22 protein-coding genes, 1 tRNA gene and 3 pseudogenes are annotated in these 24,083 nt (G+C 38.8%); 13 read left to right on the top strand and 13 right to left on the bottom strand.

Annotated features, from left to right (window positions below; translation table 11 throughout):
- The first annotated feature begins 246 nt into the window (after positions 1 to 246).
- From rho to ACSHXM_RS02680, 7 genes and pseudogenes are all read left to right on the top strand, one after another.
- On the top strand, positions 247 to 1,512 hold the full coding sequence (gene rho, locus ACSHXM_RS02710; protein WP_235313325.1) for a transcription termination factor Rho: 1,266 nt from the start codon (positions 247 to 249) through the stop codon (positions 1,510 to 1,512).
- Between the two features lie 310 nt (positions 1,513 to 1,822).
- A complete protein-coding gene (purE, locus tag ACSHXM_RS02705; RefSeq protein ID WP_435687183.1) occupies positions 1,823 to 2,317 on the top strand; it encodes a 5-(carboxyamino)imidazole ribonucleotide mutase in 495 nt (164 codons plus the stop codon).
- A complete protein-coding gene (locus tag ACSHXM_RS02700) occupies positions 2,314 to 3,453 on the top strand; it encodes a 5-(carboxyamino)imidazole ribonucleotide synthase (protein WP_435687182.1) in 1,140 nt (379 codons plus the stop codon). The genes purE and ACSHXM_RS02700 overlap by 4 nt, the downstream gene beginning before the upstream one ends.
- A gap of 138 nt (positions 3,454 to 3,591) precedes the next feature.
- Positions 3,592 to 3,667 (top strand) — tRNA-Thr (locus ACSHXM_RS02695).
- 628 nt (positions 3,668 to 4,295) lie between these two features.
- Positions 4,296 to 4,832 (top strand): annotated as a pseudogene (locus ACSHXM_RS02690) (IS3 family transposase); the annotation flags it as partial.
- Between the two features lie 306 nt (positions 4,833 to 5,138).
- Positions 5,139 to 5,495 (top strand): hypothetical protein, encoded by a 357-nt coding sequence (locus ACSHXM_RS02685; RefSeq protein WP_435687181.1) that lies wholly within the window; start codon positions 5,139 to 5,141, stop codon positions 5,493 to 5,495.
- Positions 5,496 to 5,631: 136 nt separating this feature from the next.
- Entirely contained in the window at positions 5,632 to 6,105 is a 474-nt protein-coding gene (locus ACSHXM_RS02680; RefSeq protein WP_435687180.1) for a hypothetical protein, read from the top strand.
- A gap of 75 nt (positions 6,106 to 6,180) precedes the next feature.
- On the opposite strand, the pseudogene ACSHXM_RS02675 reads toward ACSHXM_RS02680, so the two are convergent.
- The 7 genes and pseudogenes from ACSHXM_RS02675 to prmA form a co-directional block, all read right to left on the bottom strand.
- A pseudogene (locus ACSHXM_RS02675) lies at positions 6,181 to 6,360 on the bottom strand (peptidase M28 family protein); the annotation flags it as partial.
- Positions 6,361 to 6,406: 46 nt separating this feature from the next.
- A complete protein-coding gene (locus tag ACSHXM_RS02670) occupies positions 6,407 to 8,053 on the bottom strand; it encodes a GldG family protein (RefSeq protein ID WP_435687179.1) in 1,647 nt (548 codons plus the stop codon).
- On the bottom strand, positions 8,054 to 8,752 hold the full coding sequence (locus ACSHXM_RS02665; protein ID WP_435687178.1) for an ABC transporter permease: 699 nt from the start codon (positions 8,750 to 8,752) through the stop codon (positions 8,054 to 8,056).
- 4 nt (positions 8,753 to 8,756) lie between these two features.
- Positions 8,757 to 9,512: an ABC transporter ATP-binding protein gene (locus ACSHXM_RS02660; protein WP_435687177.1), complete on the bottom strand. Its 756-nt coding sequence runs from the start codon at positions 9,510 to 9,512 to the stop codon at positions 8,757 to 8,759.
- 52 nt (positions 9,513 to 9,564) lie between these two features.
- Entirely contained in the window at positions 9,565 to 10,587 is a 1,023-nt protein-coding gene (locus ACSHXM_RS02655) for a D-alanine--D-alanine ligase (protein ID WP_435687176.1), read from the bottom strand.
- A 297-nt stretch (positions 10,588 to 10,884) separates the two neighbouring features.
- Positions 10,885 to 12,300, bottom strand: a complete 1,416-nt coding sequence (locus tag ACSHXM_RS02650) for a M20/M25/M40 family metallo-hydrolase (RefSeq protein ID WP_435687175.1) — start codon at positions 12,298 to 12,300, stop codon at positions 10,885 to 10,887.
- Positions 12,301 to 12,352: 52 nt separating this feature from the next.
- Positions 12,353 to 13,234: a 50S ribosomal protein L11 methyltransferase gene (gene prmA, locus ACSHXM_RS02645; protein ID WP_435687174.1), complete on the bottom strand. Its 882-nt coding sequence runs from the start codon at positions 13,232 to 13,234 to the stop codon at positions 12,353 to 12,355.
- Between the two features lie 187 nt (positions 13,235 to 13,421).
- Here prmA and ACSHXM_RS02640 point away from each other — a divergent pair.
- Positions 13,422 to 14,207 (top strand): annotated as a pseudogene (locus ACSHXM_RS02640) (PAS domain-containing protein); the annotation flags it as partial.
- A 42-nt stretch (positions 14,208 to 14,249) separates the two neighbouring features.
- Positions 14,250 to 14,735, top strand: a complete 486-nt coding sequence (locus tag ACSHXM_RS02635; RefSeq protein WP_435687215.1) for a methyl-accepting chemotaxis protein — start codon at positions 14,250 to 14,252, stop codon at positions 14,733 to 14,735.
- Between the two features lie 90 nt (positions 14,736 to 14,825).
- On the opposite strand, the gene accC is transcribed toward ACSHXM_RS02635, so the two are convergent.
- Genes accC through aroQ form a run of 3 tightly spaced genes read right to left on the bottom strand, consistent with a single transcriptional unit; the run spans position 14,826 to position 17,118 of the window.
- Positions 14,826 to 16,172 carry an acetyl-CoA carboxylase biotin carboxylase subunit gene (gene accC, locus ACSHXM_RS02630; protein WP_435687173.1) on the bottom strand — a complete coding sequence of 449 codons (1,347 nt, stop codon included), beginning with the start codon at positions 16,170 to 16,172 and terminating at the stop codon, positions 14,826 to 14,828.
- A gap of 12 nt (positions 16,173 to 16,184) precedes the next feature.
- Positions 16,185 to 16,640, bottom strand: coding sequence for an acetyl-CoA carboxylase biotin carboxyl carrier protein (gene accB / locus ACSHXM_RS02625; RefSeq protein WP_435687172.1), 456 nt, complete (start codon positions 16,638 to 16,640; stop codon positions 16,185 to 16,187).
- Between the two features lie 43 nt (positions 16,641 to 16,683).
- Positions 16,684 to 17,118 (bottom strand): type II 3-dehydroquinate dehydratase, encoded by a 435-nt coding sequence (gene aroQ, locus ACSHXM_RS02620; protein WP_435687171.1) that lies wholly within the window; start codon positions 17,116 to 17,118, stop codon positions 16,684 to 16,686.
- Positions 17,119 to 17,334: 216 nt separating this feature from the next.
- Between aroQ and ACSHXM_RS02615 the strand changes: the two genes are divergently transcribed.
- Positions 17,335 to 17,934, top strand: a complete 600-nt coding sequence (locus ACSHXM_RS02615) for an ACP phosphodiesterase (RefSeq protein WP_435687170.1) — start codon at positions 17,335 to 17,337, stop codon at positions 17,932 to 17,934.
- 7 nt (positions 17,935 to 17,941) lie between these two features.
- On the top strand, positions 17,942 to 18,571 hold the full coding sequence (gene upp, locus ACSHXM_RS02610; protein WP_435687169.1) for a uracil phosphoribosyltransferase: 630 nt from the start codon (positions 17,942 to 17,944) through the stop codon (positions 18,569 to 18,571).
- 19 nt (positions 18,572 to 18,590) lie between these two features.
- On the opposite strand, the gene ACSHXM_RS02605 is transcribed toward upp, so the two are convergent.
- Entirely contained in the window at positions 18,591 to 20,372 is a 1,782-nt protein-coding gene (locus ACSHXM_RS02605; protein ID WP_435687168.1) for a protein-disulfide reductase DsbD, read from the bottom strand.
- Positions 20,373 to 20,630: 258 nt separating this feature from the next.
- Between ACSHXM_RS02605 and ACSHXM_RS02600 the strand changes: the two genes are divergently transcribed.
- Both ACSHXM_RS02600 and ACSHXM_RS02595 read left to right on the top strand, forming a co-directional pair.
- Positions 20,631 to 21,134: an FxsA family protein gene (locus ACSHXM_RS02600; RefSeq protein WP_435687167.1), complete on the top strand. Its 504-nt coding sequence runs from the start codon at positions 20,631 to 20,633 to the stop codon at positions 21,132 to 21,134.
- A 28-nt stretch (positions 21,135 to 21,162) separates the two neighbouring features.
- Positions 21,163 to 21,438 (top strand): peptidylprolyl isomerase, encoded by a 276-nt coding sequence (locus ACSHXM_RS02595; protein WP_435687166.1) that lies wholly within the window; start codon positions 21,163 to 21,165, stop codon positions 21,436 to 21,438.
- A 149-nt stretch (positions 21,439 to 21,587) separates the two neighbouring features.
- Here ACSHXM_RS02595 and arcA read toward each other — a convergent pair whose 3' ends face one another.
- Entirely contained in the window at positions 21,588 to 22,295 is a 708-nt protein-coding gene (arcA, locus tag ACSHXM_RS02590; protein WP_435687165.1) for a two-component system response regulator ArcA, read from the bottom strand.
- A gap of 138 nt (positions 22,296 to 22,433) precedes the next feature.
- Entirely contained in the window at positions 22,434 to 24,083 is a 1,650-nt protein-coding gene (locus ACSHXM_RS02585; protein WP_435687164.1) for a HAMP domain-containing sensor histidine kinase, read from the bottom strand.

The raw sequence follows: 24,083 nt of genomic DNA, 5'->3' as shown, positions 1-24,083 counted from the left end.
TTAATAAAAAACTCAGCAATAGCTGAGTTTTTTATTATTTAAAAGTTTATACCTTTACTCGTGTCACTCACAGAGAAAACAATTTCACTAGACTATCTGAATTAATGATGCTAAGTTTTACTTGTGTTCACACCTGAACAGACCCGTATTTAGCTCAAATCAGAGATTAATAAAAGTAAATACCTTTGAATCATTCAAACAAACTTGACTGTAAAGACAAGCATCTAGCATAAAGACCCACCAATTATGAACCTAACGGAACTCAAGAATAAACCGATCAGCGAACTAGTTAAATTAGCCGAAGAAATGAAGCTAGAAAACATGGCTCGCGCCCGCAAACAAGACATCATATTTTCTATTTTAAAATCTCACGCTAAAAGCGGCGAAGACATTTTCGGAAATGGTGTATTAGAAATTCTTCAAGATGGCTTTGGCTTCTTACGTTCCAATGACTCATCATATTTGGCAGGTCCGGATGATATTTACGTATCACCTAGTCAAATAAGACGTTTCAATTTACGTACTGGTGACACTATTGCCGGGAAAATTCGCCCACCTAAAGACAGTGAACGATATTTTGCCCTGCTTAAAATTGCCGAAGTTAATTACGATCGTCCAGAAAACGCCCGTAATAAAATATTGTTTGAAAACTTGACCCCATTACATGCTAACGAACGACTAACCATGGAACGAGGAAACGGCAGTAGCGAAGACATTACTGCTCGCGTTTTAGATTTAGCCTCCCCTATTGGCCGTGGTCAACGTGGTTTGATCGTTGCGCCACCAAAAGCAGGTAAAACGTTACTTTTACAAAACATAGCGCAATCAATCGCAGCTAATCATCCAGAATGTTTATTGATGGTATTGTTGATTGACGAACGCCCAGAAGAAGTAACAGAAATGCAACGTTTAGTACGTGGCGAAGTAGTCGCTTCAACGTTCGACGAACCAGCCAGTCGCCATGTTCAAGTTGCAGAAATGGTTATCGAAAAAGCGAAGCGTTTAGTTGAACATAAAAAAGATGTAGTTATTTTATTAGATTCAATTACTCGCTTAGCCCGTGCATACAACACAGTTATACCTTCATCAGGTAAAGTATTAACCGGTGGTGTAGACGCCAATGCTTTACATAAGCCTAAACGTTTCTTTGGTGCTGCACGTAATATCGAAGAAGGTGGTAGTTTAACCATTATAGCCACAGCACTTATCGACACTGGCTCTAAAATGGATGAAGTTATTTACGAAGAGTTTAAAGGTACAGGTAACATGGAATTACACCTGAACCGTAAAATTGCTGAAAAACGCGTGTTCCCTGCAATTGATTACAATCGTTCAGGTACCCGTCGTGAAGAGTTACTGACCACTCAAGACGAATTACAGAAAATGTGGATACTACGTAAAATTGTGCACGAAATGTCTGAAATTGACGCAATGGAATTTTTAATTGGTAAATTGTCTATGACAAAAACCAATGATGAATTCTTCACTGCAATGCGCAGACAAAAAACCTAGTAATAAAACCATAATAAATAATCCGCTCTCAGAGTTCTGTCAGCGGATTTTTTTATGCCTGTTTAAAAAGCCCTTACAAAGGTGACACTACTAACATTTAGTTTCTAGATATCTTCTAAAAATTGGCATCCTAAATCCCCTTGTTGGCATAAGTTTTTCGTCATAAAAAATACTAAAAATGGCCCAAATTACCTTTAGGTTTATTCAGCCCCAACGATAGGCTACAATACGCGGCTTGAAATTTTAGAGATGTTTATTTTTAGCAATTCAAACATCTACTCAATTTAAAATTAATTAAGCGAGAAACCTTATGCCTAAAGTGGCAATAGTGATGGGCTCAAAATCTGATTGGCCTACTATGCAACAAGCAGCCTTGATGTTAGAAAAACTTGGTGTGGAATATACCGCCAAAGTTGTTTCAGCACACCGAACTCCTGACCTTTTAACTGAATTTGCAGAACAAGCCGCAGAACAGGGGTTTCAGGTAATCATAGGTGGCGCAGGTGGCGCAGCTCACTTACCTGGCATGATAGCGGCGCATACTCACCTTCCCGTATTTGGTGTACCTGTTCGTTCTAGTCAACTTAACGGCATAGATTCGTTGCTGTCGATTGTACAAATGCCTAAAGGTGTAGCGGTAGGTACCTTAGCCATAGGCGAAGCAGGAGCGGCCAATGCTGGTTTACTCGCCGCTCAAATTGTTGGTTTGCAAGATCCAAAGGTTCAACAAGCCATTATCAACTTTAGAACAGAACAAACTGCAACAGTGCTTGCTCAAGAAGAATTGGAACTACCTAAAGTATGAGTATTTTAGTTTTAGGTTCGGGCCAACTTGCGAGAATGATGTCTTTAGCAGCAGCACCACTTGGCGTTGAAGTTCAAGCTGTTGATGTATCAAACCACAAGGTGGTTGATCCTGTGACTAAACTTGTCAGCAATCATTCACTCGATACCATGTTACAAGAAGTGGACGCAGTCACTGCTGAGTTTGAACATGTTCCTGAAGACCTATTAGCTAAAATGCATGCAAGTGGGAAACTGAAACCTTCAGCAGAAGCCATTTTGACCGGCGCTGATCGAGTACGTGAAAAAAAGTTACTTGAAAAGCTCGATATTGCTAATTGTCCTTTCGAAATCATTACAGACATTGAACAATTAGACGCGGCCGTCGAAAAGTTAGGTGAACAACTCATCATCAAGGCCAGTCGTGATGGTTATGATGGGTATGGCCAATGGCGCATGCAAGACAAAAGTGAACTCGCAGGTTTAAAGCAAACCCTGTCTGCACTTGATCTTAAGAAAGTCCCTTTAATCGTTGAAAAAATGCTGCGTTTTGAGCGTGAACTCTCACTTGTGGCTGTTCGTAACACAAAGGGCCAACTTGCTTATTATCCCCTTGCTGAAAACTTACACTACCAAGGTCAATTACACGTTTCTATCGCGCCGGCGACCAATGTTAATGACGCATTAAATCAACAAGCACAGCAAGTTTTTAATAAATTGGCAGAGTCTTTAGATTATGTAGGCGTATTGGCAGTAGAATTCTTCCAGATTGGCGATACTTTATTAGTTAATGAAATTGCTCCTAGGGTTCACAACTCAGGCCATTGGACACAACAAGGTGCAGATACTTGTCAGTTTGAAAACCACATCCGTGCAGTTAGAGGGCTCCCTTTAGGCTCAACCAAAGTGACGTCACCTACTGCTATGATCAATATTATCGGTTGTTCGAGTTTTAGTAGAGAAATGTTAAGCATCCCTGGATGTCATTTGCATTGGTACGGAAAAACACCACGAGAAAAACGCAAAATGGGGCACTTTAATTTAGTTGCTGATAGTTATGCTGAATTAGCACTATCAATCAACGAATTATCAAAACATGTACCTTTAGAATATTTCCCCATGTTAAAGGATGAAGCCGAACGTTTGGCGAAATTATAAGCAGTTGAAAACTATTTCAACTAATTAATTGACAAACGTTTGTATCTGAATAGAATAGCGCTCGCTTTCAGGGCTAGAGAGTTAATTAACTCACTTACCAACAACCTGTAAGCAGCGTCACTTTGTTTTAAAAACAGTGCCGACTTAGCTCAGTTGGTAGAGCAACTGACTTGTAATCAGTAGGTCACCAGTTCGACTCCGGTAGTCGGCACCATTTTTATTTCATTCTAAAAGCATTCACTTCGTTCATCTATGTGCTTCGCACACAAAGCATTCGTAAAACTCACATATGGCATAGCCACTTTATGAGCTTCGCTAACTAAGATTATTCACTACGTTCACCGCAATCCATTGCATTTTTGACTGCCCTCCATGGCTAGCCAGTAACTCTTTTTACAACAGCAAAAAAAGAGTTACCAGAAAAATGCCGCTCTCCAACCAAGTTTTTAATCCTGCGCGACTTGCCAAATAGAGGTCGCAAAGAAATGTTCCCGACACACTTTGCTAAAATGACATCCCTGTCATTTTTCCTCTATTTGTCTGCGTTGCTCGGAAAACTTGGAGTCGAGAGAAAGTCAAAAGCATCGGCGTTGCCGACAAAGATAAAAAGCAGTATACGAATAGACAGGTCAATTAAAAACAGCATTTACAATGACTGTTCTGATTAGTTTTTAAATTTTCGTCATTCCGGTGTGCTTTTTGGCCGGAATCTATTTAACGTAATGAGAATTCGCCACCTAACCAAAAAATACGGGCAGAATCTGTACCTTCATCGCTACAAAGTGTAAGGTAAATATTTACGGCAAGACACGTCTTTGCCTGGGTCGGCTTCTACCACTCATATTGCAGCAGATAATCACCTACAACAGCAATTTGTTGTGTGTGAACCTGATACCGCTTGGGTCGCAGATATAACGTACATCAAAACCTATGAAGGGTGGCTATATCTGGCTGTCGTTTTAGATTTGTTCTCACGCAAAGTGATTGGTTGGTCAATGCAACAGACAATGACATCAGACATTGTTATTAAAGCACTACTGATGGCTGTATGGCGAAGACCTAAAGCAAAAGAGGTTATTGTACATAGTGATCAAGGTAGCCAATATGCCAGTGGTGACTACCTTGATTTCTTAGCCGCCCATAACTTGGTACCAAGTATGAGTCGCAGAGGTCATTGTCTAGATAATGCTGTTGCAGAAAGCTTTTTTCATTCACTAAAAACAGAACGGGTAAAGCGAAAAGTCTACGCAAGTCGAAGTGATGCAAGAGCTGATTTGTTTGATTATATTGAAGTGTTTTACAATAGAACAAGATTACATAGCCACCTTGGCCATGTACCCCCTGACGAATATGAAAATACATATTCTGAAGCGAGCTGAGTGTCTACGGTATCGGGGGAAGATCATTAATCCATTCAAGTTAAGATTTCTAAATTCAGCGCTTACAGTTGCAAACAATTTGTTAGGTACCGAATACAAACCTTTGGATGGATTTGAACAGTTCGATAGCGATGATGTGCCGACAAACAGCGATGCAACTTTCGTCTTCACGTCATACCTAGGGGAACTAGAGCGGATGAGAGCGGATAACATCCACATTAGCTATGGTAAATGGTTGTATGAATTGTCTGACAGTGATGAAGAGATACGTACCGCTCCCCCTAGAAAAATTAAGGAAAAGAAGTAATGCCTAATAGTGCTCGAAAATTAATTTCATCCGACAAGGCTGAGGCTTACGATTCGTTCTTTGAGGTTTTTTCTCATTTATACAAGGAATTAAAGGCACTCGGCAGCAAAAAGCCAGCCGAAACATTGAGCGAAAGCAAAGTTAAAATTGTTAATAGACTTCTTGAAGATATGCGAAAAATAATGGAGGAAGAACCGGAATATAAATATTTGGACATGCTAGATAGTGAAATGCTACCTCAGTATAGCGATGCTATTTTAATTCTTTCTCAATACGAAGGAGCTTTAAAGGGTTTTAAAGAACGTTACTTTGGATATGATGAATATAAACATAAACATCAGTGGAATATTGGGTAGTAAGCTCAATAGTCAATTATCCAGCCTATAGCGTCTTTTTTAAATATAATGTCTGCTTTTGGCCGAAGTCAGGCTTAATCTGCCAAACTTATATTTAGGTACCATACTTATATCTCCGTTAAATAGGAGAACTTTCATGTATGCCTTAACCATTTATGTTCCCAAAGAGCCTTGGAACAAAAATAAACTTATTGGACAGAAGCTACCGCTCAAACTTCAACAAATTTGGTCTATTCGAATACGGTTAGAACTACCCAACAAGACAAGAGACCTAGCACTTTTTAATCTGGCAATAGACAGCAAGTTGCGTGGTTGCGATCTCGTCGCATTGCTGGTCAGAGATGTTTGTCACGGCAATATTATCCAATCTCGGGCAATTGTTGTTCAGAAGAAAACACAGCAACCCGTTCAGTTTGAGATAACTGAAAATACCAGAAAATCTATTTCAGAATTGATTGCCACACAAAACCTAAGTCCACAACCTGTGGGGTCCGGTTCGCTGAAACGTATCATTTGTCACCAAGTGTACCAGTTAAGCTGTTTAGACCGCTTTGGGCGTGAAGCAGTGGTTCATATTCGCCCGCTAATGGCCGAAGTCAACCCAACTTAATAGGCAGAAATAAGGGGAAATCCAATACCATCCACCTTCAGTTATGAACTCACTGAAGGTGGACGGTATGAATGATTATTTACTTTTTAATTCCACATCAGAATCTGCAATCATATAAATTGTTGCAGCGTAAGCCGCGACGTTTTGAGCAAGCTCATCTGGGTTGATTTTATCCAACGTATCATCAGGTGTGTGATGTAAATCAAAATAGTCTCGACCATTTTGATTTAATCGAATAGTCGGTACACCCTGCTCTACCAGAGTTACTCTAGCTTTGCGTATTCCTTGACGGTCGAAAGTCTTAGTTTACTGCTTTTGCCCTTAACCAAATGACCAACCCAGTAACAACCAATAAAAAAGGCAATAAAAATAGTATGACTATAATTTGTCGTTTCTGTTTGCTGGTTAAGTCTAATCGTTCGACCTTTATTTCTTTTTGATTCACAAGTGTCTGGTAATCAAGCTCTACTAACCAGTTTATAAGGTTGAGCCCCATCTGTGCATTACTATATTGATCGATATAAACATTGGTTAGAAAATCTGCGTCAGTGAACACGATCAATCTTGTATCTGAAGACTTATGTTCTTGCTGGATCTCGGTATTCTTTTCTCCAAGTACGACATATGAAAATGGCACAGGGCCTTTTGTGTCAATATTGGGGTCAAATTCTATATTTAAGGTTCGGTCTGTTTCAGCCCAACTATTATCTGCTGAAGCCGTCGATGCGATAACAGCATGTTTTATATTGGAGGGCGCACCCAGAATACGGATAGAACGAGGACGAACATAAAAGGTGTAATCTAAACCTTCAGTTAGCGCCTTGTGTTGCTGGTAATTTTTTGTTGCTGGACTACCTACATCACCGCCCACATGATTAGTTAGGTCAACCACAATGTCAGATTGAACATTGAGCCCCCACGGGTTTAGTAATGAGTTTAAGCTCGGGTTTTGTTGCAATTGTTGTGGACTTAACGGTTTGTCGGGTGTTGTCACTAAGGTGTTTTCAATAAGAAATAAAGCGTCCCCGCCTTTTGTTAAATAACGGCTGATAAGTGTTTCTTCATTTGGAGTTAATTCATTTCTTGGGCCAGCAATAATCAACACGTCACAATCAGTAGGAATAGACTGACTAATACCCAACATTAATGACTCACTAAGGATATTATTGTCTGCTAACAGTTGTTTGAACTTGGACAACCCTGCATATTCTTCACTCGAGCTTGAATACTCACCATGCCCAGCAAGGAAGTAAGCTTTTCTTGCTGTGCGGCTAACCTGGGCGATGCCATTGGTTAACTTTTCTTCAGGCAAAACAGCCTTGGTAAAATCAAGGTCTTTACGGTTATCGCCAGACTGAACAATGACTTTTCGCTCCTTGCCATTTATGGCATTACCAAATTTCGCGGCATAAGCAATTTTTTCGAATGGGTCGATAATTTCAGTCTTAATCACACCATTGGAAGCTCTTGCATATTCGTTGAATAGATCTTCTAGGTATTTAGGGGGAAGACCAACATAAAAAGCCGTCAATTGCACTTCACTCGTCAAGCTGCTGATATATTCGAGGGTGTTTTCAGACAACGTATGCTGTTTGTCTTGTGTAACGTCCCATCTTATCGATGAGGTGTTAGCCAAATAATTACTGCCGACTATAAAAGCTAAACTACCTGCAATAATACAAATGATAATGGCTAGTTTTTTCCAACCTTTTGGATTGAATATTGTCGCCTGTCGATCCGATTGAGTTTCCCCAAAATTGCGGGTCATAATCAAACAAAATGATAATAAAAAAGCCACCCCACTGATAACAGTTAATCCAATGGCTAGATAGCTAAACTGCTGCTCAATGTAAAAAAATGACACGCCAATAACAAAGTTTAAAAGAGCAAAACCGCATAATAATGGCGCTTTAACTAACCGCTGCAGATTAATCTTAAATTTGTTCATTTATTCCCACAACCTATTGTCGATACTCAACCTTGTTAGTACCAGACAAAGCAATATTCCAGTAATGTAATAAGCCAAGTCGCTAGGTGTGATAACACCTATTGAGAAGTTTTCAAGATGAGTACGGGTACTAAGCTGTGTAAAGAACTCTGCGGTTGAGCCAGAAAAATATTGGGTCAAGCTGGTCGAAAAGTAGAGAGAAAACAATATTATATAAGACACAATTGCCGCAATTATTTGGTTGGATGTCCAAGACGAAGTGAGTAAGCCAACAGCAATAAAAAATGCCCCCTCTAACCAAATTCCAACATATCCTGACAAAGTGCCCATTCGATCAGGCGAACCATAATACTCAACAATAATGTAGTAAACTCCCGTCAAACCAATCAGAAGGGTATAGAAAATCAACATGCTGAAGTATTTTCCTAACACAATCAGCGTGTGTGTTAAGGGAGTTGTCAGTAAAAACTCCATCGTGCCATTTGATTTTTCCTCCGAAAACATTTTCATCGTTAATAGCGGTATAAAGAATACCAACATAAACTCCATGAGTTGAAAAACCTCTCTTAATGACACCTCTCGATTCTGGTCGATAATGAGAAAAAAGAACACATTAAACAAAGTGAGTATTGCAATCAAAATAATGTAGGCAATGGGTGAGCTAAAGTAGCTATATAGCTCCTTTTTTATTAACGCCATGACTTTATTCATTTGATACAAGCGCTTGTGTTGGAGTTTGCTCTTGATGATAGTTGATAAAAACTTGCTCTAAGGTTAGTGATTGTGAAGAGTCTTTGTTTTTTAATAGATTATTCAATGAGTCATCGAGCACAACTTCGCCCGCTTTAATCATCAAGACACGCTGTGCGATCTGCTCTATTTCAGTCAAAGTATGGGTACTTAATAAGACTGTTCTTTGCTCTTGCTGGCTTTTAATTAACATTAAGACTTGTTGAATTTGTATCGGATCTAAACCACTAGTAGGTTCGTCTAAAATCAATAGCTTAGGTTCATGAATGATCGCTTGAGCAATACCAACTCGTTGTTTATAACCTTTTGAGAGCGTTGAAATAGTTTTGTTTTGAACCTGTTCGAGATGACATTCCTCCAACACTTTGGCTATTTGAAACTGCAGTCTATTATTGGGCACTTCTTTTATTTGCGCGGCAAACTTTAAGTAACGCAGCACAGTCATATCCTCATACAGAGGAGGCCTTTCAGGTAAATAGCCAATTTTCCGTCGAATATTTAATGAATGTTTAGCAATGTCTTCGCCATCAATGATTACAGTGCCTGATGACGAAGAAAGAAATGAGGTTAGAATACGCATTAATGTGCTTTTCCCTGCGCCATTCTTACCTAAAAAACCGACAATGTCGCCTTTGTTAATTTCAAAGGAAACATCATTTAATGCTTGAAATGAACCAAACTGCTTACTGATATGCTGGGCAATTAACATTGGTAATTCACTTTTGCGTCAACCTCTCGATAATTTGTTTGAGTATACAGGCTTAAACTTCTGCTACTAATGCGCGAGGCCAATGTTTACCTTGTTGTTTAAGCGCTCTTTCCGATATCACTCTGCCTGAACATTCTTCGAGCATTAAACTAATCACATCATCGTATTGTAAGTTACTCGCTAACTCACATGCCTTTGGAAAATAGCTGCTTCCAAGAGTCATGCCCGGCACAAGATTCGCTTCCATAAAAAAGCACTGCCCTTTGTTGTTCATTTTAATGTCGATACGGCCAAAACCTCTCACACCTAACCCTAAAAAAGCAGCTTGGGCTAGCTTATTTATGTGGTGGGAATCTTCAGCATTTTCAACTTTCTTTAAACATTCAGTATCATTTAGTTTAACGTCTTTGCCTAAAATTCTTAACCCTTTAGAAGATTCTGGTGGTGATACTTCTATTGAAGATGTGGTCATTTCTCCCACGCTGTTGCATATAATCGCAACAGTAAACTCTCTACCACCTAAATACTCTTCTATTAAAGCAGGTTGGTTATATAAGGCATAGATTGACAGTACTTTGGCTTCAAATTCAGCAAAGGTATTAACAAAAGATAAGTCGTCAATGCCATTACCATTAGCCGCATCAATAGGCTTTACAAACAACGGGAAATTTAATGGCAGTTCATCCTGACAAGAATATTGTTTGGGAATAGCTGTAAAGTGATGTGCCGTGTTAATGCCCATATTTTTTAAATGAACCTTTGCTAACACTTTGTCAGAGTCATACTTAAGTGTTTTACGATCCGAGCCAGAGAAGGTTATTTTTTGTTTTGCAAAAAAGTCAGAAAACCAAATGTTATCACCATTTTTTATTGGCAAATATTTAGCAGCTAAAAATACCAGATCGGGTTTTCTGGCAACGATGGCATGCAAGTCTTTAGTAGATTCGCATACGGTTAATCGAGCATTATTTCCTGTACGTTTAATAGATCCCAAAACGTCAAGACAAGATGAATGGAGGCCAAAGCCAGTTTCTTTTAGGGTGCTGCTAAGCGTTGTAATAATTTCAATATTCATTTCATATAACCATGTGGTGTAAAGGCGAAAAGCCGGTGTTATGAAAAGAACACAAGAAAAAATGTATTAGAGTCACAAAATCGACAGACGATAAGTCTGCTTACCCAAACTGGTGGAGGTGATAGATAAACTAAGATAAGCAGACCACTATAGCACTGTTATGCTGTTCGAATATTGTTTAATGCAAGAGTATTCCGATTAAACAAATACCTATTTACAATGGGCAAAATAAATGAGGGGTGACGAGTACCATTCACCTTCAGTTATGAACTTACTGAAGGTGAACGGTATGAATGATTATTTACTTTTTAATTCCACATCAGAATCTGCAATCATATAAATTGTTGCAGCGTAAGCCGCGACGTTTTGAGCAAGCTCATCTGGGTTGATTTTATCCAACGTGTCATCAGGTGTGTGATGTAAATCAAAATAGTCTCGACCATTTTGATTTAATCGAATAGTCGGTACACCCAACTCTACCAGCGGAATAATGTCTGGGCCACCACCGGCAACATCTGCACCACCACGTACAATGCCTAGTGGAGATAAGACTTTAGCAATTTCATCCATAAGCTCTGTTGCTTGTGGATTCACATTCGAGACTAGTTGCCAGATGGTTTGTGCGCCAAAGTCAGATTCTGTGGCAACCACGTGATTAAACAAATTGTCTTTGTGCTGTTTTGCATAGGCAAAAGCTCCTAGCAAACCAACCTCTTCGGCTCCGAACATCACTACACGTATAGTACGTTTTGGTCGCTTGGGCAATTTGGCTATCAGAGCTGCTGCTGCAGTTGTAATGGCAACCCCAGCGCCATCATCTACTGCGCCGGTTCCTAAGTCCCAGCTATCTAAATGGCCGCCAATTAACACAATTTCTTCAGGTTTTTCGCTACCAATTAAATCCAAAATCACGTTACCGCTACTGACTTCACCTTTCCATTTGGATTCTGAATGCAAAGACATATTCAACGGTTTACCTAAACTATGTAATCTGCGCAGATGATCGGCGTCTGGATTAGAAATAGCGATAACCGGAATTTCGGCCCACTTGTCTTCATTTTTACTCATCATGCCTGTATGGGGAAACCGGTGTGAATCAGATCCAACAGAACGTACCACTAATGCCTCGGCACCACCTCGCTGTGCATGTTGCCAACCTATTCTTCTGCGTTGATTCGCTTGGCCATAACCAGCTCCCGTTTGGCTTTTTACTAACAAGTCACCATCAACAAAAGCAATTTTTCCAACTAACGCGTCATCTTTCACAGCACTCAAGGCGTGGATATCACGAAAATAAACCACGCTAGCATCGATGTTTTTCTTAGATGCCGCAGCGCCTCCTAAAGCCGTGCCATATAAATCTTGTTGGTAAGGAGAGGTTAACGATATATGTAAATGGCCTCTATCCCAAAATGGCATGCTAAATTTTTCAATGCTGACTTTATCAAAACCAAGACGGTTACCTAACTTAACCCCCCAGCCACGCGCCCGTTTTTCGGCCTCAGAACCACCTAAACGAGGACCAATCTCTGTGGTTAAGGATTCCACAATGCTAAACCCAAGTTCGCTTTTTAGTGCTGTTTGAATGAGTTGGGTGGCAGTTTCTTTTTGGGCTTCAGTAACCACTGCCTGCTGTGCTAATAGTTGAAAGCTTAAAACACTTAAAATCACAGCGTAAGCGAGCCGCTTTGTTAATTGTATAATTAGTTTCATTTTCCATTCCTTTAGCCAACTGCTTGGCTTTGTATGTATGATTAGATTTTATTTAACCTTTTCTTTTACCTGACACTCTAGCCCATTCACCATCTATTTCGATAGGTTCCATATCAAAATCAACGCTATATAAATCATTAATTTCTTGAGCTTGGTTATCCAAAATTCCCGAGAGCACTAGTTTTCCACCGGGTTTACAATAAGCGGTAATCACTTCCCTAAGCTCCCTTAAAGGACCTGCTAGAATATTGGCCAATACGACATCGGCTTCTAACTCTGGCTGGTCTTGGGGTAAATACAATTCAATTAACTCACCAATGTCATTACGGTTAGCATTATCTTGGCTAGCCAATAGAGCTTGAGGGTCTATATCAATTCCTACAACACGTTTAGCGCCTAATTTAAGTGCAGCAATACCTAAGATGCCCGAACCACAACCAAAGTCTACAACTAGCGATTGGGTTAACTCTAGACTGTCTAACCATTTCAAACACAAACTTGTCGTAGGGTGTGTACCAGTGCCAAACGCCAAGCCTGGATCAAGCATCACATTGACTGCATTTTGATCAGGCACGTCACGCCAACTAGGACAAATCCATAACCGCTTTCCAAACTGCATGGGATGGAAATTTTCCATCCATTCTCTTTCCCAATCTTTGTCTTCTAATTGATCTAGTTTATGAACGAAATTTTTTCCTAATACTTTAGATTTTTCTAATTGTGCTATCACTTTCTGCATATCATAGTTAGCATCGTACAGACCCACTGTTTGTGTATCAGGCCACAAAAGCACTTCACCAGGTTTAGGTTCATACATGGGTGTATCTTTAGCATCAACAAAGGTCACTGCTTGAGCGCCATTTGCCGTTAGCATATCGCCAATTTGCTCTGCGTATTCTGCTTGGCTATTAATTTTAAGCTGGATCCAAGGCATCTATCATTTCTACTTTTATAGTTTGTATGCCGATTTTAAATCACTTAATGGGTATACACACTAAAAAATAACTGTTAAAACTTTATAAAGTGTCGATAGAATATTAATTAAACCTGTCCAGCAATCCGTTACTTGCACGAATTGAACCTATCAGGGCTATGATATTAAACAACAAGGAGTGATATCGATGGCATTTTTTAGTAAAAAAAATGATTTATCCGCAGAATTAAACCAAGTTACTCAGCAGAAAAAAAGTGTTGAATCTGTAATCACCGCATTCTCGAAATCCATGGCAATGATAGAATTCGATCCCCAAGGCAACATACTGACGGCCAACGAAAACTTTTTACAAACAATGGAATACAGCCTTCAAGATATAGTCGGTCAACACCATCGTATTTTTTGTAAACCCGACTTAGTGAACAGTCAAGAATACAAAGATTTATGGACAAACCTTGCAAATGGAACCCCCACAAATGGTGAGTTTTTAAGGGTCACACGTAGCGGGTCAAACATTTGGCTTGCCGCTAGTTATTGTCCAGTATTAGACGAAAATGGACGAGTCGAAAAGGTCGTAAAAATAGCTTCAGACATGACCAACACAGTGCAATCAATGCATGAGTTAAAAGCTCAATCTGAAGCAGTATCCCGTTCAATGGCAACCATTGAGTTTGATATCAAAGGTAATATTCTCGCAGCAAATGAAAATTTCTATCAAACCATGGGTTATGTCGAATCCGAAATAATTGGTCGACATCACAAAATGTTTTGCAGTACAGAAGTTGCCCATTCCGAAGCCTACCGTCAATTTTGGCAGCAGCTTAACTCAGGCCAATTTGTATCAGGAAGATTTGAACGAATTGCTAAAGATGGCAGAACTATATGGTTAGATGCAACTTACAATCCCATTTTTGATGCTGAAGGCAACCTTTATAAGGTCATTAAGTTCGCGACCGACCAAACCAGCACAGTAGAAGCGGCAAATAAAACCAGTGAATTAGCCTATGAGTCATCAGTGAAAACTGATGAAATTTCGACCAAGGGTAATAACATTGTAAATAAAGCCATTTCAGCCATGCAAAAAGTGTCTACGGGTTTGTCTGATGCTGCAGCGAGTATTGATTCACTTAGTAACCAATCAGAACAAATTAGTAATATTGTGAATACTATTACTGCCATTGCAGACCAAACTAATTTATTGGCATTAAATGCCGCGATAGAAGCCGCACGAGCTGGTGAACAAGGCCGAGGATTTGCAGTAGTGGCTGATGAAGTGAGACAGTTAGCTGGCAGAACCAGTAAATCGACTGCAGAAATAGACGAGGTAGTAAAAGAAAACAATCAACTATCAAATGAAGCGGTTCAATCTGTACAACAAATTGTAGAACTTGCAGAACAAGGGATGTCATTAATCCAAGAAACTGGCGTGACCATTAACGAAATCAGTGAAAGCACCAAAGATATGGTAGAAGTAGTGCGTAAAATGTCGCAGGACAGCTAACGAATATTTTAGTTAGGTAAAAGTGAATTTAAAGCATAAAAAAAAGAGCGATAATTCGCTCTTTTTTATTGTTAAAAATTTGCTGATTAACTATTCATGTATACCTAGTTTTTTCTCTAAGTAATGTATATTTGCGCCACCAGCTGCAAAGCTTTCATCGGCCATTATACTTTTCTGCAAATCAATATTTGTTTTAATGCCACCAATGACAAGTTCATCCAAAGCATGCTGCATTCTAGCGATTGCAACGTCTCTAGTTTCACCATAGGTAATGAGTTTACCAATCATAGAGTCATAATAAGGTGGTACTGAATAATCAGCATAAATATGTGAATCCCATCTTACACCTAAACCACCTGGCGCATGGAACTTAGTAATTTTACCTGGGCTAGGTATAAATGTCTTTGAATCTTCAGCATTGATACGACATTCAATAGCATGTCCTTTAACTTTCACATCTTCTTGCTTGATAGTTAATTTTTGTCCTGAAGCGATACGGAGTTGCTCTTTAATTAAATCAACGCCAGTGATCATTTCTGACACAGGGTGCTCAACCTGAATACGAGTATTCATTTCAATAAAGTAGAATTCACCATTTTCAAACAAGAATTCAAATGTACCCGCTCCACGGTAACCAATTTCAACACAAGCCTGACAACATTCGGCGCCAATTTTTTCGCGCATTTCTTGTGTAATACCTGGTGCAGGAGCTTCTTCAACTACTTTTTGATGGCGTCTTTGCATTGAACAATCACGTTCACCCAAATGAATAGCAGAACCCTGACCATCAGCCAAAATTTGAATTTCTACATGACGCGGATTCTCTAGGAATTTTTCCATGTAAACCACATCATTATTAAAGGCCGCGCCTGCTTCGCTTTTAGTCATAGCAATAGAAGACACTAACTCTTCTTCACTACGCACAACACGCATACCACGACCACCGCCGCCACCAGCAGCTTTTACAATGATGGGATATCCAATACCACGAGCGAGTTCTTTATTGCGGGCGTCGTTATTGCCTAATGGACCGTCTGAACCTGGAACACAAGGAACACCAGCGGCTTTCATAGATTTAATAGCAGATACTTTGTCTCCCATTAAATTAATAGTGTCAGCCAAAGGACCAATAAAGGTAAAACCACTTTTTTCTACGGCTTCAGCAAAATCGGCATTTTCGGCGAGAAAACCATATCCTGGGTGAATAGCTTGGGCGTCTGTTACTTCAGCTGCAGCAATAATTCTAGGAATATTTAAATAACTTTCTGTAGCAGAAGCCTTACCAATACAAATAGTTTCATCAGCCAACAATACATGTTTTAGAGATTCATCAGCAGTTGAATGCACAGCTACTGTTTTAATACCTAACTCTTTACATGCGCGCAAAATTCTTAGGGCAATTTCGCCACGGTTTGCGATTAGGACTTTATTAAGCATGGTCATTAGCCTTTATTCAATCACAAACATTGGTTGATCAAACTCAACTGGCTCTTGGTTATCAACAAGAATTTGTTTCACAACACCTGCTTTATCTGACTCTATTTGATTCATCATTTTCATAGCTTCGATAATACACAAGGTATCACCTACATTAACTTTTTGGCCTACTTCAACAAAAGGTTTGGCTTCTGGTGAAGATGAACGATAGAAAGTTCCAACCATAGGCGACGGGATAACATGACCAGATATTGCAGGTGAAGCTGATTCTACCGCAGGAGCAGGAGCTGCTGAAACAGGTGCTGCGGCCGGTGCAACTGGTGCAGCATATTGTACTGGCGCAACTGCTTGACTAGCCGCACCACCACGATGAATTCGTACTGACTCTTCACCTTCAGTAATTTCTAACTCAGATATGCCTGATTCTTCAACCAGCTCAATCAATTTTTTTATTTTACGTATATCCATTTTTCTCTCTCTGAAGATTAATCAGCAATGATTTTGCTGACAATTATTTATTTAAAAAATTCTTAGCCGCGGCTATAGCAAATTCGTAACCTTGTGAACCAAGCCCACATATGACACCTTGTGCTACATCAGATAAATACGAATGTTGTCTGAATGACTCTCTTGCATGTACGTTTGATAAATGCACTTCGATAAAAGGAATCGAAACACTCAGTAATGCATCCCTTAAGGCAACACTGGTATGAGTAAACGCACCGGGGTTGATTACGATAAAATCTACTTTGTTAAATGCGTTGTGAATAGTATCAATTAGCACATGCTCAGCATTAGATTGCACAAAGCTCACCTCAAAACCCAAAGATTGTGCATACTTTTCAAGGCCTAGATTAATTGTTTCTAAACTCTGGTGGCCATAGGTATCTGGCTCTCTTTTACCTAACATGTTTAAGTTAGGGCCATTGATTACTAGTAATTTCACAGGTTTGCCATTTTAATTAAACAACTCTAAATTGCCTTAAACGAATCCAATAAAAGCTTTTTAAAATCATTATTTTGTGCAATAAACACACAAAAACAAATACAATCGCACTATTATAGTGAGAAAGCAGAATTTAACAGCAAAATACTGGTCTTATCAGCGAAGATTACTGCAAAGTTTATACTTTTTGTAGTTTTAATTAGAGTTTATTTCAAAATGAATTACATTGCTCACATCCATATCGCCGAACATACTCAAACGAGTATGCTGGGAAACTTCCTTGGTGACTTTGTAAAAGGTAGTGACCTAACCTATCTTCCTGAAAAAATCGAAAGAGGCATTCGACTACATAGGAGTATTGATCAATATACAGACTCCCACTCTCAAGTTTGTCATTTAAAACAACTATTTCCCAACAACATTCGCAGAATGGCGGGTGTGGTCATTGACATATATTTTGACTATTTATTAATGCAAAACTGGCAAAAATACTCGAAGCAAAGTTACCAACAAATATTTTCTGCGTTTTATGCTGAATTAAAAACGTTCTCGATGTCTGAGAATCGACATTTTCAACAACAATCTGCTCATCTACTAACGTATCAGTGGTTACATGAATACCGGCATGAAGAAACTTGCTTTAGGGCATTTTCAGCGATTGAACAACGACTCAAAGGCAAAATTGAATTTGCAGCCAAAGCAGAGGACTTTCTGAAACAGAATCGAGAAATATTTAACCACTGTTTTCAACAGTTTTATCCAGAGTTGTTAGCCCATGGGTTACACTTAGTTAAAGACCACCACATTTCAAGGTAGAACACTGATGTCAGTCAAAGCGATTCAGCATCCCTTAATTCAACACAAAGTTGGATTAATGCGACAAAAAGATTTAAGCAGTAAAGACTTCAGAGAACTAGCAGGCGAAGTAGCAAATTTACTCACTTATGAAGCCACAAGGGATTTAGCTACTGAATCAACCGAGATCATAGGTTGGAACGATACCGTAATTAAAACTCAAAAGATAAAAGGAAAAAAGATAACGATTGTTCCTATTCTTCGCGCTGGTTTAGGCATGTTAGATGGCGTTTTAAAACTCATACCCAATGCAAAAATTAGTGTTGTGGGCTTATATCGAAATGAAGAAACTCTGCAACCCGTGGCTTATTTTGACAAGGTTGTTAAAGACGTTTCAGCTCGTACCGCTTTGATAGTCGATCCCATGCTAGCCACAGGAGGAACACTTATCGCCACAATTGACCTGCTCAAACAAAAAGGATGTACTGATATTATGGGTCTATTTTTAGTAGCCGCGCCTGAAGGCATAGCGGCAGTGCAAGAAGTACACCCAGATGTAGATATCTATACTGCTGCCATTGACCAAAAATTGAATGAAAAAGGTTATATATTGCCTGGGCTAGGTGATGCGGGTGACAAAATATTTGGCACTCGCTAAGTTAGTTTAGCCCAGCCAATTAATTGAATAAACTATTCACATGTTTAGCAAAAGGTGCCGCTCGCATAAACCCAGTCACCCTTGATGAAGGTATCTCTTTACCATTTAAATCGAAAAACAGTATAGTCGGCAAACCTAATACCGAAAAATGCTCCTGAAAGTCTAAATTGCTCTGAGTGTTATCAGTCAAATCAATTTGCATTAACACAGTATTATTTAGAGCCTTTACCACTTCTTGATCTGGAAAAGTGTATTTTTCAAATTCTTTGCACGCTACACACCAGTCAGCATAAAGGTCTACCATAACTGTTTTACCTTGTGCATTGGCTTTAGCCACTTGCAACTCAAAGTCTTGTAAACTCACCACTTCTAAGAACTTAGTGTGCACATCGTTTTGAGTGACAGTTTTAGAGACAGAACTATTGCCAGCCAATTCGTTAACAGTTAGGTAACCATATCCCGCAGAACTAAAAAGCCCGACAAATATCAGTAAACTTCTAACGCCTTTATAAAACGATGTTTGGCTATCTTGGTTCATCACATAAAAATAACTAAACGTAGCTAAACCTAACAGGCTCCAAGCAAAGTCTGTGGCTATATGGGTAACTAAACGCTCTACAAACATGATGGCCACAGCTAACATCATAAAACCAAAGGTTACTTTAACCACATTCATCCAGTTTCCAGCTTTGGGCAGCAGTTTTCCACCTGTGATGCCAAACAGAATTAAGGGGATCCCCATACCTAAACTCAAAACATATAATGCAGAAAAGCCTAATACCAAATCACCACTTTGAGCGATAAACAGTAAAATTCCAGTTAAGGGTGCTGTAGTACATGGTGACGCGACTAAACCCGAAATAGCCCCCATGACTAACACCCCAAAATAACTTCCACTGGTTTGTTTGTTACTAAGAGAATTTAGCTTTTCTTGCCAAGATGAAGGGAGCTGTAATTCATATGCGCCAAACATCACTACCGCCAACAACACAAACAGCGTAATTAACACTATGAGAATAGCCGGATGTTGCAAACTAGCTTGAAACTGCACTCCGGCTGAAGCAACCACTAACCCTAATAAAGAATAAGTAATTGCCATGCCCTGTACGTAAATAAATGACAAGCTAAAAGCCCGTGAAGTACTAATTTGTTTACCCTGACCAATCACAATACCTGACAATATTGGATACATAGGAAATACACATGGTGTAAAAGCTAAACCTATTCCTAAACCTAAAAACAATAATAAGGTCCAAACTAAACTTTGCTCACTTGACAATAAATCGGCTAATTCAAATTGCTCTGATACACTCACCGAATCGTTAGCAGTAACTGTGCTGGTCTGCGCAATCACTTCTTCCAGGAACACCTCTTTTATCATGGGTTGATAACATAAACCGGCATCGGCACAGCCTTGATATCTAATCTTAACTAGCCCGCCTTGTTCAGCTGACAAAATTTCAAAAGGTATATCGAGTTGATTGCGAAAAACATCTGACAGACCAAAATATTCATCTTCAATTTGTTCTGCAACTGGATAACTTGGTTGACCTATCTCTGCCTTTTTAGCCACCGCTTTAAATTGTTTTTTATACAAATAGTAACCATCAGCAATTTTCCAGCTCAGCACTAGCTGATCACCTTGTTGTTTAAAATCAAACTGGAAAGCTTGGTCAACTTTTAGAAACTCAGGCTCATCTGAAAATAGATCGGCTAAGGGGTCATTTGTTTGTGCAATACTTGGATTAAGTAGTAAGGCACTTGCAAAAATTAGAACTAAAATACGGTGGATAACATTCATGTACAGCACTTCTTTTATAAAATGGTAGAGCTTTGATTACAATTATAAGCTCAATATACAAGCTCAAACCTAACAAAGCATTAAATCTTGTGTATAGACCTAAATTAATAGGTTTAACTTTCAACAAGTATCATTTTGAATTAGACAAGCCAAGCAACACTCTGTAACAATACCGAACTTGGTTTTTTGCATAAAATCCCAATCCGTACTAATTAATCCTTTATATCTATAATTTTATACAGACTGCGCGAGGCTCCATTGGGAAAGTTATTTATATTATTTGCCGTTTTACCCATTGTTGAAATAGCTATTTTAATCAATGTTGGTGAACAAATTGGCGGTTGGTATACGCTCGCTATCGTAATTTTAACCGCATTTTTTGGTGCTAAGTTAGTCAAACAAGAAGGGTTAAGTACTTTGACCCAAGCCCAACAAAAAATGCAGTCAGGCCAAATGCCAGGCCAAGAAATGGCTGAAGGGTTATTATTAGTTATTGCAGGGGTATTATTGGTGACACCGGGCTTTGTCACTGACGGCATAGGTTTTTTACTTAGCCTACCAATAACACGACCACTCATTGCGAAAGAGTTAACCAAGCATATATCGGTTAATACGGTAAATTCGTCTTTTCAGGCTGACTTTAGCCAACATTCACAACATAGTCATCACAAGCATACTTCCGATCAGCAAGGAGAAGTATTTGAAGGTGAGTTTGTTGATAAAGACAAGTCAGACAGCCCTAGCTTAAACAAGCCAGAATAAACACTAAAATTATGGAGTTAAATCAATTATGAAAGCCTGTGCCTGTCACATACTGGTCAAACAAAAAGAGCAAGCTGAAAAAATCAAAGCTCAATTAGAAAAAGGTGGAGACTTCCATAAATTAGCCAAAAAGCACTCACTCTGCCCCAGTGGTAAAAAAGGAGGTGATTTAGGTGAATTTGGCCCAGGTCAAATGGTCAAGGCTTTCGATGATGTCGTATTTAAAAAAGAAGTACTGAAGGTTCATGGGCCAGTCAAAACTAAGTTTGGCTTTCACTTAATTAAAACCTTATATCGAAGTTAGACTCGACCTCAAAGTAGCTTTGTATCAATCAAAAAAGATGATTGACCTTGAATTCTAGCCCTAGATACTAAGTCATGTGATCATTGTGAAGCCACAAAAAAAGCTCCCTAAGGAGCTTTTTAGCAATTCATTTTAACGCAAGTTCAACTCTACGCGTCAACCGAACCACAGAAACGATAACCTTCACCATGGATGGTTACGATCAAATCATCTGCACTGACTTCTGATTCAAAGTGTTTACGAATACGACGAATAGTAACGTCAACGGTTCTATCATTAGGGCGCAATTCTCGACCTGTCATTTCCATAATAAGCTGTTCACGCGTTAGGATTTTACCAGGGTTATTTAAAAACAAATGCAAAGCTCTAAATTCACTGCGAGGTAAACGGAATTCTTTACTACTTGGCGAAATTAAACTTCTGCTGTCTCCGTCTAACGTCCAGCCATTGAAGCTTACACGACTTGGCAAGTCATCATCTTCATTAGTATTACTAGTACGAGTTAATAAATTACGTGCACGTATAGTTAACTCTCTTGGATTAAATGGCTTGGTTAAATAATCGTCTGCACCAATTTCTAAACCTAAGATACGATCAACATCGTTATCTCGACCGGTTAAAAATATCAAGCCAATATTTTTACGGCCACGTACTTCTCGTGCCAAGATTAAACCATTTTTACCCGGTAAGTTAATATCCATGATCACCAAATTAATGGTATTGCTTTCAAAGATATCATGCATTTGTTCGCCATTTTCAGCTTCAAAAACATTATACCCCTCAGCCTCAAACAGGCTCTTAAGGGTAGTACGAGTAACAACTTCATCTTCAACAATTAGTACGTTTGGGGTCTGCATTTTTCAGGCCTGATTTTTTAATTTAGTTAAAAGTTTACCAGAAAATATCTAATTATCAGGGTTTTATCTAGATAAAATTTAAATATAGTAATAATTTCTTAGCACTTTGTTTACGAAAAGCGATATTTAGAGACAAATTTAGACAATAGAACCACTCGGGATTTTATCTACATCTACTTTTATCACAGGGAATAATATGTCAAATTTAACGCCCTCTTCTTCTTCACTGGTCAGAGAAATTGAACCATTCAGAGCTTGAGTGACCAAGTTGTATACCAAATGCATGCCTAGACCACTGCCACCTTGTCCACGCTTTGTGGTTACAAAGGGATCAAAAATTCGCTGACGCATATCTTCAGAAATACCTTTACCGTTATCAGTAAATATCATTCTAATTTTGCAGTTATCAATCAATTCTATAGATATATTAATTTCGCCACATTCAACATTCTCAAACCCATGAATAATAGAGTTCATAACTAAATTAATAATGATTTGATTAATCGGCCCTGCTTTTGATTCAACATACAATGCTGCATCACAATGCACATGAATTTTATGCTGAACTTTTTTCAATTTAGGTCGCATTGAAATTAAAATTTCATCCATTAACTTACTAAAAGAGAAGACTCTATTATTCTCGGAAGACTGGTCTACAGCGACTTGTTTAAAACTAGATATGAGCTCAGCAGCTCTATTAAGATTACGATAGATTATATTAAGATTTTCTTCACCTTCCATCATAAACTTAGACAAAGCACTGGCTTTTAAAGTTTTATCTTCATAGGATTTTCTCAAATCAGAAAGGCGATCTAACATCATAGTAGAAGCTGTCACACCTAGCCCAATTGGGGTATTAACTTCATGGGCAACACCAGCAACCATATCCCCAAGCGACGCCATCTTTTCATTTTGAACAATTTGTCGCTGAAATTGGTGTAACTTTTCTAATGTTTGAATCAATTCATTATTAGCTTCTTTTAAGGCTTGGGTACGTTGCTGAACTTTTTCTTCTAAACTAGCATTTAATCTTACCTGCTCTGTTTCAGCCTTGGTTTGCCTATCCAAATGATCTTGTGTTCGTTGTAACATGCCATTAAACGCCTCACACAATATATCTAACTCTTTTATTCCGTTTAACTCAGCTCTACTTGAATAGTCTTTTTGTCTGCTAATTCTTTGAACGAGTTTAACCAAGGTATTAATCGGCTTTGTGATGGAACGTTGCAATCTAACGGTGAAAATAAAACAAAACAATAAACACACAATAGAAACACAAACAGAAATTAAAATAGATTTTGTGATGAGGCTTTCTAACTGCTCGGCAGTGGTGCGTAGATAAGTGTACCCAATAATTTCTTTGTCAAAAATTATTGGCCTAATAATTTCTACAACACCACCAGCAAACCTAGGTTTAGTAAGTTCTTTGACTTGAGTATACTTAGCTTTTACTGGAGCAATTCCTTGCTTATTGTAGCTTGCAAAAAACTCGATAGAGTCATCTTCTAAAATTTTATAAATATGTACATTTTCTATGACATCAGATACCGACAACACAGTAAGGCTTTGCTGTTCAGCTTGATTATCATCTTCTTGCATTGATTTCACCGCACTACGGCTGATTAAATCGGCAAATACCAAAACATTTTTTTCAAGTGACTGTTTATAAGTGCTAATTTGATTATATAAATTACTACCAGACGCAATAATGATAGAAGCTGATGTAATTGCTACAACAACCCATATAATTAAGCTTTTAATCGATAAATATTTTACGTCAGACGACAT

The organism is Paraglaciecola sp. (assembly GCF_051252315.1).
Lineage (GTDB): Bacteria > Pseudomonadota > Gammaproteobacteria > Enterobacterales > Alteromonadaceae > Paraglaciecola.
The sequence above is the reverse complement of the archived record's forward strand: the minus strand, read 5'-3'. Positions and strand labels throughout refer to the sequence as shown.

What these genes read in the sequence shown, in the direction of transcription:
- rho (WP_235313325.1), top strand. Translation starts at nt 247, where the DNA reads ATGAACCTAACGGAACTCAAGAATAAACCGATCAGCGAACTAGTTAAA.
- purE (WP_435687183.1), top strand. Translation starts at nt 1,823, where the DNA reads ATGCCTAAAGTGGCAATAGTGATGGGCTCAAAATCTGATTGGCCTACT.
- ACSHXM_RS02700 (WP_435687182.1), top strand. Translation starts at nt 2,314, where the DNA reads ATGAGTATTTTAGTTTTAGGTTCGGGCCAACTTGCGAGAATGATGTCT.
- ACSHXM_RS02685 (WP_435687181.1), top strand. Translation starts at nt 5,139, where the DNA reads ATGCCTAATAGTGCTCGAAAATTAATTTCATCCGACAAGGCTGAGGCT.
- ACSHXM_RS02680 (WP_435687180.1), top strand. Translation starts at nt 5,632, where the DNA reads ATGTATGCCTTAACCATTTATGTTCCCAAAGAGCCTTGGAACAAAAAT.
- ACSHXM_RS02670 (WP_435687179.1), bottom strand. Translation starts at nt 8,053, where the DNA reads ATGAACAAATTTAAGATTAATCTGCAGCGGTTAGTTAAAGCGCCATTA.
- ACSHXM_RS02665 (WP_435687178.1), bottom strand. Translation starts at nt 8,752, where the DNA reads ATGGCGTTAATAAAAAAGGAGCTATATAGCTACTTTAGCTCACCCATT.
- ACSHXM_RS02660 (WP_435687177.1), bottom strand. Translation starts at nt 9,512, where the DNA reads ATGTTAATTGCCCAGCATATCAGTAAGCAGTTTGGTTCATTTCAAGCA.
- ACSHXM_RS02655 (WP_435687176.1), bottom strand. Translation starts at nt 10,587, where the DNA reads ATGAATATTGAAATTATTACAACGCTTAGCAGCACCCTAAAAGAAACT.
- ACSHXM_RS02650 (WP_435687175.1), bottom strand. Translation starts at nt 12,300, where the DNA reads ATGAAACTAATTATACAATTAACAAAGCGGCTCGCTTACGCTGTGATT.
- prmA (WP_435687174.1), bottom strand. Translation starts at nt 13,234, where the DNA reads ATGCCTTGGATCCAGCTTAAAATTAATAGCCAAGCAGAATACGCAGAG.
- accC (WP_435687173.1), bottom strand. Translation starts at nt 16,172, where the DNA reads ATGCTTAATAAAGTCCTAATCGCAAACCGTGGCGAAATTGCCCTAAGA.
- accB (WP_435687172.1), bottom strand. Translation starts at nt 16,640, where the DNA reads ATGGATATACGTAAAATAAAAAAATTGATTGAGCTGGTTGAAGAATCA.
- ACSHXM_RS02615 (WP_435687170.1), top strand. Translation starts at nt 17,335, where the DNA reads ATGAATTACATTGCTCACATCCATATCGCCGAACATACTCAAACGAGT.
- upp (WP_435687169.1), top strand. Translation starts at nt 17,942, where the DNA reads ATGTCAGTCAAAGCGATTCAGCATCCCTTAATTCAACACAAAGTTGGA.
- ACSHXM_RS02605 (WP_435687168.1), bottom strand. Translation starts at nt 20,372, where the DNA reads ATGAATGTTATCCACCGTATTTTAGTTCTAATTTTTGCAAGTGCCTTA.
- ACSHXM_RS02595 (WP_435687166.1), top strand. Translation starts at nt 21,163, where the DNA reads ATGAAAGCCTGTGCCTGTCACATACTGGTCAAACAAAAAGAGCAAGCT.
- arcA (WP_435687165.1), bottom strand. Translation starts at nt 22,295, where the DNA reads ATGCAGACCCCAAACGTACTAATTGTTGAAGATGAAGTTGTTACTCGT.
- ACSHXM_RS02585 (WP_435687164.1), bottom strand. Translation starts at nt 24,083, where the DNA reads ATGTCGTCTGACGTAAAATATTTATCGATTAAAAGCTTAATTATATGG.